The sequence below is a fragment of the Serratia sp. PL7 genome (assembly GCF_945957435.1).
Genome location: NZ_CAMFLB010000026.1, coordinates 26,530 through 38,411, shown reverse-complemented (window position 1 = coordinate 38,411; position 11,882 = coordinate 26,530). Strand labels below are relative to the sequence as shown.

At 46.5% G+C, this 11,882-nt stretch carries 12 protein-coding genes; 4 read left to right on the top strand and 8 right to left on the bottom strand.

The features are described 5' to 3' along the window. Window positions 1-20: 20 nt before the first annotated feature. From N6G83_RS45105 to N6G83_RS45070, 8 genes are all read right to left on the bottom strand, one after another. Window positions 21-455 (bottom strand): hypothetical protein, encoded by a 435-nt coding sequence (locus N6G83_RS45105; protein WP_211136530.1) that lies wholly within the window; start codon window positions 453-455, stop codon window positions 21-23. Continuing rightward, window positions 452-739: a hypothetical protein gene (locus N6G83_RS45100; RefSeq protein ID WP_211136529.1), complete on the bottom strand. Its 288-nt coding sequence runs from the start codon at window positions 737-739 to the stop codon at window positions 452-454. The genes N6G83_RS45105 and N6G83_RS45100 overlap by 4 nt, the downstream gene beginning before the upstream one ends. A gap of 17 nt (window positions 740-756) precedes the next feature. Continuing rightward, window positions 757-1,119 (bottom strand): ester cyclase, encoded by a 363-nt coding sequence (locus N6G83_RS45095; RefSeq protein WP_211136528.1) that lies wholly within the window; start codon window positions 1,117-1,119, stop codon window positions 757-759. 13 nt (window positions 1,120-1,132) lie between these two features. Beyond that, window positions 1,133-2,521, bottom strand: a complete 1,389-nt coding sequence (locus N6G83_RS45090; protein WP_211136527.1) for an aminotransferase class I/II-fold pyridoxal phosphate-dependent enzyme — start codon at window positions 2,519-2,521, stop codon at window positions 1,133-1,135. A gap of 47 nt (window positions 2,522-2,568) precedes the next feature. Beyond that, entirely contained in the window at window positions 2,569-3,081 is a 513-nt protein-coding gene (locus tag N6G83_RS45085) for a hypothetical protein (protein ID WP_211136526.1), read from the bottom strand. Then, window positions 3,078-3,509, bottom strand: a complete 432-nt coding sequence (locus tag N6G83_RS45080) for a hypothetical protein (RefSeq protein WP_211136525.1) — start codon at window positions 3,507-3,509, stop codon at window positions 3,078-3,080. The genes N6G83_RS45085 and N6G83_RS45080 overlap by 4 nt, the downstream gene beginning before the upstream one ends. 292 nt (window positions 3,510-3,801) lie before the next feature. Further along, window positions 3,802-5,016, bottom strand: a complete 1,215-nt coding sequence (locus N6G83_RS45075) for an ATP-binding cassette domain-containing protein (protein ID WP_211136524.1) — start codon at window positions 5,014-5,016, stop codon at window positions 3,802-3,804. 680 nt (window positions 5,017-5,696) lie between these two features. Next, window positions 5,697-6,629: a GGDEF domain-containing protein gene (locus N6G83_RS45070; protein WP_211136523.1), complete on the bottom strand. Its 933-nt coding sequence runs from the start codon at window positions 6,627-6,629 to the stop codon at window positions 5,697-5,699. Between the two features lie 672 nt (window positions 6,630-7,301). Here N6G83_RS45070 and N6G83_RS45065 point away from each other — a divergent pair. The 4 genes from N6G83_RS45065 (at window position 7,302) to N6G83_RS45050 (ending at window position 11,838) form a co-directional block, all read left to right on the top strand. Then, window positions 7,302-7,682 (top strand): transcriptional regulator, encoded by a 381-nt coding sequence (locus N6G83_RS45065; RefSeq protein WP_260524183.1) that lies wholly within the window; start codon window positions 7,302-7,304, stop codon window positions 7,680-7,682. A 114-nt stretch (window positions 7,683-7,796) separates the two neighbouring features. Beyond that, a complete protein-coding gene (locus N6G83_RS45060) occupies window positions 7,797-8,348 on the top strand; it encodes a fimbrial protein (protein ID WP_211136522.1) in 552 nt (183 codons plus the stop codon). Window positions 8,349-8,404: 56 nt separating this feature from the next. Next, the gene (locus N6G83_RS45055; protein WP_211136521.1) at window positions 8,405-9,106 is read left to right on the top strand and encodes a fimbria/pilus periplasmic chaperone; all 702 of its coding nucleotides are present in this window, start codon (window positions 8,405-8,407) and stop codon (window positions 9,104-9,106) included. A 77-nt stretch (window positions 9,107-9,183) separates the two neighbouring features. Then, window positions 9,184-11,838 (top strand): fimbria/pilus outer membrane usher protein, encoded by a 2,655-nt coding sequence (locus N6G83_RS45050; protein WP_211136520.1) that lies wholly within the window; start codon window positions 9,184-9,186, stop codon window positions 11,836-11,838. Window positions 11,839-11,882 lie beyond the last annotated feature (44 nt).

The window sequence follows — 11,882 nt, the reverse complement described above, 5'->3', positions numbered from 1 at the left end:
AAAATAATGCCGTTGGTTTTTTAGCCGCATGAAATAGCGAAAGTATATTCGCTGTCAGTCTGCACTGAGTGAGATCGACCATGGGGGAGTAGCCACCGGGAAAAAAAAACTCCATCATATGCTGTAAAAAAGCGATCGGGTAAATTTCGCAAAGATAATACCTGTCCATTATCAATTGCCGACTCTTTTGTTGCTAATGCAGTACGGAAAGTCTTGTCATCCGGCCATAAATGACATTTCCCGTCGTTATCCACCGCAAAACTGGCAGGATCGGCCGTGGGTTTTTCTCCCAAAGGTGTTGCTATATCGACATGCCAACCACTTGCCTTCATCATCTGATAAGGAATGGCAAACTCTTCCAGCCAGTATCCCGCTTCACGAGATTTGCCGTCTTTCCCTACAATTTGAGCAGCCTCCGACATAACAAACAGTACTTTCCTCGTCGATGTACTCATTGATTTTCTCCATTAGTCATTTTGTAGCCATAGCACCATTTATTAGGCATTGAGCCAGGATTCCATACTGTATGTAATCTATTTGCTTTTACGGTGAGTTCTTGGCCTTTCTTTAAGCAGATAGGCCCTGTTGGAAAACCTAAAATAAGATCACCCTCCAGGAGCATAACGATCTCGTCAATCGGATGAATAATCCCAGGCCATTTTTTAGCAATAGGGTCATGCCAGAGAAAAAAATTATACCCCCGAAGTGACCAATTTTGCCTGATGATATCTATTTTCATTATATCCTCCGTCTACGCTAGGCTAACTGGTCAAATATCGTTATTAAATCGAAGTAATGCCTGATGTAAGTTTTGTTATTCATAGGGAAATGAGTAATTAATACAGAACGGAATTTAACTTTTTTATTGGTTTTGGGGATGTAGCCGTCCACGATGCTTAAATCCCCCTGATGAGTTCCAGTCCATAACAATTCATAACATGAAAAATTTTCATTTACACTTTCATTTAAAACGTTAAAGTTAATGTCAGGGAATGCCTGGATCCATTCTTTCGATATTGAGCTAATGGAATTTATACAATCCGCTTTGCGTTGAGTACATATTTCTTCAAAATCAACTTCTAGGTGTTCAGGTACATTGATAATGTTTAGAATATTCATATTGCTCTCATTTCTATGTGGCGTCATCTGGGTTACATGAGGACTTGGCATCTAGAGCCTCTTCAATGGCATCACCCACTAAAGCCTGAATGCGTGGTAACCACTCTTTATGAGAAGGTTTCATAAGACATGCTCGTAAACTTACTATTTCATCAACATCCCAATAGGTACTGTCTGACGGGATTTTATCGGCCAGTAATTTTTTAGGAATACGCGTTAATGCCAGATGAATATTTCTTTTTGCTGCCTTTTCAAAAGCAGATTGAGATAATGCAGAGCTGGAGCTGGCATTGTCACTTTTGATAATCCATAAGACAATATCCAACTCTGGCTCCATAACAGGTAGTGTATGTTCATTACCATTAACCCACGCAAAAAAAGCTAATGCAGCCTCTCTTCCAGACTCCAATGCAACGGAAAAATCAGCGCCAACTTTCAGTGGTATTAGTTGTTGTGTTGCCCAAAGAGCAGCAGCTGAAGCTCCTGCACGTGAGCATTCGAGGCTAATCTCTCCAAGATGTAACTCATCGGAACTGAAATAGGTGTAAGGAGAGTCATGTTTATAGAAAGCGCCCACGCTGGGGTCCTTGAACATAATGCAACCGCAGCCATAAGGTTGCATACCGTGCTTGTGGGGATCTACCACAATAGAGTCCACAAAATGAAGGTTTTCGAACGCTCTAGACGTTTTCTCCCCAAGATTTCTACATAGGCTAAAGTATCCACCATAGGCGGAGTCAACATGGATCCTGAAATCATACTGACTCTTTAATTCGATAATCTCGTCAAGCGCATCAACAGTCCCACACGCCGTTGTACCCAAAGTGACGATCACTGTCCCCACATCTCCCGTCTGTAGTTGTTGCACCAATGCCTCTATATCCATAACACCTGAGGTATTACAGGAGATTTTTTTAAAACCGAGCCCCAGCGCATCGCTAATTCGCTCATGTGTATAATGTGCCAATTCAGAGGCAACCACACGTTTCTTCGGATGGAGTTTCTTTGCTATCCATAAAGCTTCAAGGTTGGCAAATGTCCCACCACTGGTTAAATGCCCCAGATGGACAGACCAGCCAAACATGCCAGCAATCTCGGCAACACAGGCTTTTTCCAACACGGAGGTTGCCCGGCCACCATCTAATGCGTGATTATTCGGATTAATATACAGGCACAAAGAATATGCCAATCGAGCGATAGGGTGGGGCGGCTTAAGCATTTGCCCCAAATAAAAAGGATGATAATAGGGATAGTTATCAGCAAGCTTTGATGAAAGCTCGTCTAACACTGCCTCAATCCGAGCCATATCCTGTTTTTCCTCATAAAAAGGTAGATCGGAAAAGCATTCGCCAAGTGCTATAACCTGTTTTTTTAAAATTGATAGTTCTTCTATTTTAAACACAATGCGCCCCACTATTTTAATCTGTTCATACAAGAGTGTAATGACGGCTAGATCTTTATTAGTTGAACTCTTTTGTTTTTAAACTCTCCGAGTAAATCTGTTGCCGACTTTTCAGCAGAGGTTGTTCTCAAACTTTTTTTGTTTTCCACGAATTTATCACAAACGTATATGTGAGCATCATAAGCTTTGGCAAGTGATAAAACAAACTCATCATAGTCCTTGCCATAAAATTCCTTCATGGCAGCTTTATTCTTTCTCAACCCGGCAAGAGATTTCACCATGTAGGCATGGTCCATGCTGCCCAACCCACTAAACTTTTCGGGCATAGATGGCCTAATGATTTTTTCATAATCCTTTTTAGGAAAATCACCAGCAAAACGCATGGCTAAAGCAGATGCTTCCATCATACATGATGCATCACGGAGAGATTTCCTGCCGCTATCCCTGTTCTTTTCATGATAGAATCGTTCAATATTCATCAGAGCCATTAACGTACTTTGGATAAAAAGGAAAAAGACCTGATGGCCCACTTTCCATCTTAGTAGTGAGGGATGAGTCATACTTCCTCCTGAACAGTTTTAGTGTCTTCATTGAGATATTCCACACCAATGAAAACAGCGGTAATAATTTTAGAAATTAACTCATCATAGTCATGGTGATTTAAGGAAGAACCGTGATGACTTACGTTGTCAATAAAGGCTATCGCACATTCCACCCCGTTATTAATATGAGTTTCTAGCGGTTTTCCATCAACTCTCTTTACATCAAAGTAATTATCGAAGATTCTGAATTCTTCATTGGATTGAAATTCCTGGCATTGACTAGTGTAATTCAATTTATCCAAGGCGTGGTGGCAACTCTCGAGTAATGAAATGCTGCCATCGCCAAGGCCTGTTTCCAACTCTTTAATGGCGGAATTGATCGCGTCACTTTTTTGCACGTTACGATAATTGGATGTGAGTGCTTTGGGTGTCGATAGTAAAATCATATTACTCTCCTTAGTGATCGAAAACAGTAGCATGGTTTAATAATAGTCTTTTCTTGTTAATTTAGTTGTTCATTCTTGCTCAATAACGCTCTCATCTTGCTTAAAATGAAATTTACTGATATTTATTTTGTTAATAATTGGGTTGGATAGCCTCGAAAACTCATGTTGTTTCACGACTAAAGCGAGGGTATGAGCAGGAAAGCGTTGATTTACATCAACGCTCACTGAAGTTGGATAGTGGTTTGCTACTGTTCATTGCTGGTAAAGTAGATGCATTATAATCCGCTCATATCTACATCGCAGATTTCAGATACTGAGATAAAAACTGCCCGGTCAGCGTCCGGCTTTTCAAGAGCCCTGCGGGTGTCCCCTCAAAAGTGATCCGTCCTCCATCATTTCCTCCCCCCGGCCCCATATCGATAATCCAGTCCGCCTGACTTATGATGTCGAGGTTGTGTTCGATAACAATGACAGTGCTTCCTTGATCTACCAGCCGGTTCAGCATGGTAATGAGTTTGGCTACATCCGAAATGTGTAATCCGGTAGACGGTTCGTCAAAAATATAGGCTTGCCCTTGATTTTCTAGTTCCGTAGCCAATTTGACCCGCTGGCGCTCTCCGCCTGAAAACGTGCTGAGCGGCTGGCCGAGAGTGAGATAACCAAGACCCACTTCCGCAAGCCTTTGCAAGGGACCCTGTATATTCGGGTCATGGAAAAAATCAAACGCCTCGGCTACGGTGAGCGACAATACCTCGTGGATATTCCTGTCCTGGAAGGTGAAAGCGAGAATGTCACGTTTGAAGCCTGTTCCGTTGCAGACATCGCAAGGGGTCACCACGTCGCCCATAAAAGCGAAACCTGTGTGTATTTCTCCAAGCCCCTTACAGGATGGGCAAGCCCCCTTTGAATTTGTGCTGAACAGAGCCGCATTTGCATTATTGTGCTTGGCGAACAGACGCCTGATATTATCGTGTATTCCTGTGTATGTGGCGATGTTGGAACGCTTGGAGCCGCGCAGTTCACTCTGGTCGATTTTTATAATGTCAGGAAATTGCGCGGTCAGGGCATAGCTGATGAGGGAGCTTTTACCTGAACCGGCTACCCCGGTAATCACGTTTAAGACTTCTTGGGGTACTGACACACAGATGTCATTGAGATTGTGGAGTGTGACATTCTCCAGGGTAAAAAAAGCCTGGGGCTTGCGGAAGGTCGTCTTGATGCTCGGTTTTATTGAAAGATACTCACCGGTCAGGGTGGCGGAAGCCAGCAGCCCCGCTAAATTGCCCTGATACACAATTTCACCGCCGTATGAGCCCGATTTCGGCCCCATATCGACAATATTGTCAGCAATGGCGATAACGCTCGGGTCATGCTCCACAACCAGTACGGTGTTTCCCTTGCCGCGCAGTTCCTTCAGGATGGTGTTGAGCTTGTCCACGTCCGCTGGGTGCAACCCCGCACTGGGTTCATCCAGAATATAGGTCAGTTCGGTCAGGCTGCAGCCCAAGTGCCGCACTATTTTTACCCGTTGTGACTCCCCACCGGATAATGTTGACGTTTGCCTGCCAAGACTCAGGTATCCAAGCCCGATGGTGATAAGGTGTCCAGGCTGGTTTTTACCGCATCTAGAATAGGTAACGCTGGCGCGGTCTCCTCCAGAGTTTCAATTTCACTTAAAAATATAATGAGGTCGCTGATCTGCATGGCACTACAGTCTGCAATATTTTTACCGAGAACTTTAGGTTCCTATACGGAGGGATTAAGCCTTGCACCGCGGCATTCCGGGCAAATCCCGCTAGTTACGATACGGTCGAATTCATCTTTGTACATAACCTCGCTTTCTTTGGAGTCACGTTTGAAAAAAGTCCGTGTGAATCTAGGGATGATGCCTTCGTACCGCGCTGATTTGCGCCACTTAGGTGATGGATTGGTGAGCCTTATACCTTCTTTATTTTCGTAGATTGAGTAGGGACAGTACTACAGGGCAAGCAGTTAGACCACCAATGACAAAACGGCCACGCATGGTTGCTGCTAGCGGTCGCAGCATTAAAAGACAGTAATGGCAACATATCCTCAGCCATTGGCATTCCACAATGGCTGAAGGTGAACGTAAAACCCCGGTTGCGTTTGCAATATGCCAGGAGATCTCCAGTTCATCCCCATGTCCCTCAGATTTTCGTACAGAACCTAAAGACTGAAAAACTGATCTTTGCCCCGGGCTTTAGCTACGTAGAGAGCTTTATCGGCATGTGTCAGTAGTACGTTAGGCGAGGGCAGTTGGCCAAATGTATGAACTGAAAAACCGACGCTTATAGTCAAGTATCCTGTGCTGGATGCGGAGTGCGGTATTCTCAAATCTCGCACCAGTTGGCATAGCGTCTGCACATACAGCGTTGCCTGGCCTTTCGTCATGCCATTGGAAAGAATGACAAATTCTTCGCCGCCATACCTGGCTACAAAATCAGACCCCCGCTTGAAGGACTTACTCAAGCAATCCGCGACACGTATTAGCGCTTCATCGCCTGCCTGGTGTCCATAAATATCATTGAATGATTTGAAGTGATCGACATCGATCATGGCGAGCGTCAATGAGTCGCCATTACGGATGGCAATTTTGCATTGAATGTCGAACTGCGTATCAAAAAAGCGACGATTATAAATCCCGGTGAGTCCATCCTTTATGGAGAGTTGCTCGAAGTGTATTTTCATTTCCTCAAGGGACCGATGCTCATCACGAAGCTGTTGCTGGATTATCATTCTTGGTGTTACGTCTTTTTGGATCCCGATAAAATTGGTTACAGTCCCACTCTCATCATGAATTGGCGATATGCTTAACTCGTTCCAAAACATGGTTCCATCCTTGCGGTAGTTTCGCAAGGTTACAAGGCAGTACTCGCCTTTTTTAACGGCGTTGCGCACAATCTCCAGTTCTGGCTGTTCCCGATCATTATTTTGTAGGTATCGGCAGTTGATGTTGGTGATTTCTTCGAAGGAGTAGCCGGTCATTCTCTCAAAAGCCGGATTGACAAAAATCAAAGGATTGTCGTCTATGGCATTGTCAGAGATGGTGATGCCGTCTCGTGAATCCATAACCGCCTGTTTAAGAATTTCAATCTTCATACAAAGTCCGTTAGTGGGATCGTAGGGAGAACGTTGTTGGTAAGCAACGTAGCATCAAGACATCACACGCGATCAAACCAATTTTACAAGTGTAGTCGTTGAGAAGGGGCCGTGTCCGTTTTTTGACCTTATTACAAACGTTCAGATACTGAGATAACGGCTGCTCGGGTCAACGCCCGGCTCTTAATACCCCAGCACAACTGCCGTACGAGGGCTAGACAGGCTCATGGCAAAACGTAGTCCGTTCATTAACAGGCTATTGAGGTGCCAAAAATTACTGATCCACCACGGACTGTATAGACGACATGATGCACAGTTTTCCTCATTAGGATGGGAGGCGGCGTTAGATAAATCCTAGCAACTAACCCTATGTATCTATATGAATAATATAAAAAATTTCAATATTGCGGCAGAAAAATCCGATAAGCTCGTACATTCAATATATTTGGCTAATAAAACGGAATAAGTAAAATTGGTTGAAAGGTTTATTTTTTTAACTTAAACAGATATAAATTCTCCCACTCATATTATTATAAAAATAAAATATCGATTGTTCATTTTTTATATATGTGATTTTCATTATTTAGAATGGATCGTTATGCGGCAATTTGCAGATATAATAGGTTCACATTATGGGTGGTTTTTAAGATCTAAAAATTAGCCGAGATAGTTATGGAAGATAATTTGCATGGATTCCTAATCGATGAAGATATTTATTTCAATGTTAATCATAGAAGGCTGATGTATTTCATCAATGAAAGTGAGGAACAGCTATTGTCTTTCAGGCTTGTTCTTTTAAATGAAATGCAAACGCGATTATTATCATTTTTACTTAAGAATCGAAAAATCGAAGTCATCAGCAAAAACAAAATAATGAAAAATGTTTGGGATGAGTTTGGTCTATCATCATCTAATCAACGGCTTTGGCAAGAAATTAAAAAGATAAAAGGCAAATTGTTATCAATCGGTCTTCGTGATGACCTGATAATAAACGTGCGTGGTGTCGGCTACTCGGTAGATAATCAGAGGGTTAAATCTTTACTTATCGAATGAGTTTCTCCTGTAATTTATAAAGTATATATAGATATATCCATATCACATGGATGACCCCTGCCATTCTAATGGATATTAGAATGGTTTAACAACACAAGGTATGTAGGAATATATATGAAAAAGTTAACCATCGTTGCATCTCTCGTCGCTTTATTTGGCTCTGCTGGCTTGGCTCATGCTGCCTCTACTGGAACTATCACATTCAATGGTGAACTGACGGCAACAACCTGCGACGTTATTGTTGATGGTGTAGCGGCCGACGCAACCGTGACATTGCCAACAATCGGGACCAACCAACTGACAGCCGCTGCACAAACGGCAGGCCGTACAGGCTTCAACATGGCACTGAGCAATTGCGCAGGTACTTTGAAGACGGTTTCTGCCTTCTTCGAAGCCGGCACTTCTGTTGATCTGGTGACAGGCCACTTGAAAAACATGGGCGGTACGGCGAGCAATGTCAGCCTGCAACTGCGTGACGGTTCAAGCTCCACTCAAGCTGTGATCCAGGCGGGTAACCAGAACCAGAGACTGAATACCACCTATGTTCCTTATGACCTGACTGCGGGTACGGCCAACCTGCCATATGCCGTTGAGTACTATGCAGACGGGGCAACCACTCCAGGCACCGTAAAGAGTAGCGTTGTTTATTCCATTCAGTACAAGTAATACGTTGGTGGGAGGGGGAACCCTCCCCCATTCAGCATGTCAGCAAGGAGCTAATCATGTCGTCTTTTCCCCGGCATATCTATCATGCCTTCGGCCTGTTGGCCGTGGCCCTCTTTACGACCAGCAGCCTGGCCAGTGTGGTGATCAGCGGCACTCGGGTGGTCTATCCGTCTGACGCTAAAGAGGTGAGTGTCAAACTCAACAATGTCGGTCCGTCCCCTGTACTGATCCAAAGCTGGATTGATACTGGCGATGTCACGGCCAAACCCGCCGCTATTCAGGTACCTTTTGTGTTGACCCCGCCGATGAACCGTGTGGAACCCAGCAAAGGCCAGACCTTGCGTATCAGCTACACCGGTGGTGCACTGCCGATGGACAGAGAATCGGTATTCTGGCTCAACGTGCTCGAGGTCCCGGCCAAAAAAGTGGCCAAAGCCGAGGAAAACTTGTTGCAGATGGCGTTCCGCTCGCGCATCAAGCTGTTCTACCGGCCCGTCGGCTTGGTGGGTAACGCCAATGATGCCGTCAAAGCCGTCACCTGGAGTGCAAAAGGAAATAGCCTTCAGGCCATCAATCCCACCCCTTATCATGTCTCCTTTGCGAGCATTACGGTGAATGGGAAAACGGTGGAAGGTGAGATGGTGGCCCCGCATGGAACACAAACATTTACGTTGTCAGTAAAGGCGGGCAATAACGTGACCGGGGATTTTGTTAATGACTACGGAGCAGTTAATTCTTTCAATGCCATCATTAAATAATAATTTAGTTGCATAAACACTCTATTCGGCGTGACAGGATTGTCACTATTCATGAATGAGTTATGAAGGGATGCGTTATGTCAAAAAAATTGCAGTATGGATCCCAGAGAAAATTAACCCCTCTCGCGATGGCTATCTTATCGACGTTTATCGTGGGTGGCGCCAGTGCTGATAATACCATTAGTCCTCCGACCGAGATCGCAAAGAATCTGGAGTTTGATGCCTCATTCCTGAATATTGATGATCAAAAGTCAGTGGATCTTAGCCGTTTTGCCAATGGTTCTGCGGGGTTGCCTGGGGTATATAAAACGGCTTTATACATTAATAATCAACTCGTCAGTAATACCGACATCGAATTCAAGGCACGGGCAGATAAATCCGTGTATCCCTGTCTGACCCGCGAGCTGATTAAAAATATACCGTTCAATTATGGCAGATTACCGCCAGGTTTTTTAGGCCCGCAAGGCCAGGGCGAACTGTGTATGGATCTGGTGAGTAAACTGCCGGAATCTAAAGTCAATTATGACAGTAATGAACAGCGTCTGGATATCATGATCCCGCAGGTTTACACGCTGAGTACGGCTCGGGGCACCGTGAGTCCGGAACTGTGGGACAGCGGTGTACCGGCATTATTGTTGGGTTACAACGTTAATGGTTATACCAGCGAGTCGCATGGCAATACCTTTAATTCCATGTATGCCGGGGTGAACGCTGGGCTGAACGTCGGGGCCTGGTATCTACGCCATAACGGCTCCTATACTCGGACGGACAACGGCCAGAACCAGTACACCAGTCTCAATACTTATCTGCAGCGCGATATCCCGCAGCTCAAGGCGCGAGTGCTGATGGGGCAGTCGAACACCACCGGACAACTGTTCGATACGCTGCCGTTTACCGGCATTCAACTGGCGACCGACGATCGGATGTTGCCGGAGTCTCTGCGTGGTTACGCCCCGGATATCCGTGGTATTGCCCGTACCAACGCTCGTGTCACCGTACGTCAGGGGGGGCAGGTGCTGTATGAGACCACCGTTACCCCCGGCGAGTTTCTGATCAACGATCTGTATCCGACCGGGTACGGTGGGGATCTGGTCGTCACCGTGCGTGAGTCAGACGGCACCGAACAGACCTTCAGCGTGCCGTATGCCTCGGTGGCACAGCTATTACGCCCAGGTTCATCACGTTATTCGATCACTGCGGGTGAAGTACGCAGCGATAATCTGCGTAAGAAGCCCGCGCTTTACCAGGCTACCTACCAGCTTGGATTGACCAACTCCGTTACTGGCTATGGCGGCATGCAAGCCAGCCAGGATTACTATGCGTTGCAACTGGGTGCTGCGGTGGGGACACCCATAGGGGCCTTGGCCTTTGATGCCTCACAGGCTCGCACCCATTTGGGTAACAGCACCAATGTGAATGGCCGGCATCAGCCGGGTAACAGCCTGAGCGGGCAAAGCTATCAGGTGAGCTACAGCAAGCTGATCAGTGAAAGCAACAGCAACCTGACGTTGGCGGCATACCGCTTCTCAACCAGTGGCTACATGGATTTCATGACTGCGATGCAGACCCGTGATGCGGTAGCGCAGGGGTTCTCGCCTGATTCTATCTGGCGGGCGAAAAACCGCCTGACGGTCACCGCCGCACAGGGATTGCCAGAAAACTGGGGCCAGCTGTATGTCAGTGGTTCGTTGCAGAACTATTGGAACAAAGACGGCACTGAGAAGCAGTACCAGGTGGGTTACAACAATCTGTACAAGAGCCTGTCGTATGGCCTGAGCATCAACCGCAGTTTCTCCAGTCTGGCCGGATCACAGACCAACTATTTACTGAGTTTCAGCCTGCCGTTGGGGCGTAACGATGAAACTCACACGCCGCAGCTACGCATGGATTTATCGCATGACAGCACTGGGCGTTATGGCCAGCAGGCTACGGTATCCGGAATAGCAGGGCAGGATAACCAGTTTAGCTATGGCGTGACGGCGATGAACGCCAACCAGGGCATGGGTTCCAGTGGGTCGCTGAGCGGTAGCTACCGCAGCCCGGCCACGGCGTTGAGCGCCACGGCCAGCACAGGTAAAGGTTACCAGAGTGCGTCGGCCGGGATAAACGGCACGGTGATTGCGCATGCGGGTGGAGTGAGCTTTACGCCGTATAGCTCGGATACCTTTGCCTTGGTGGAAGCCAAAGGAGCCGAAGGGGCCAAGGTCTCCTCGTATCCAGGGGTGAGCATTGATTCACGTGGCTATGCGGTAGTGCCTTACCTGAACCCGTACCAGATGAATGAGGTCAGTATCGATCCGGCAGGTACGGCGGCCAATGTGGAACTGGACAATACCAGCCAGAAAGTGGCGCCGTACTCCGGAGCGGTGGTGAGGCTGAAATACAACACCAAGCGGGGCACACCAATCCTGGTAAATGCAACCTATCAAGGAGAGCCGGTTCCGTTCGGGGCAGATATTTTTGACAGCACCGGCAATAACGTGGGGTCGGTGGGTCAGGGCGGGCAACTGTATGCGCGGGTAGCCGAAGATAAGGGCCAACTGCGGGTGAAATGGGGCCAAGGCGGCGATATGCAATGTACCGTCAATTATATCTTACTGCCCACGGTCAAAGGGCAGCAACAGAGCCAGATACAAAGATTTACCGCACCGTGCACGGCGGGCACACCCCCGGGTATCCATAAGTCGAAATTGGCAAAGAACAACACAGAATCGGCCGTTGACAACGGTTAACCGTCGAAGCATCAAAACTATTTTTTTTCTGGCCAAGGCCCGCT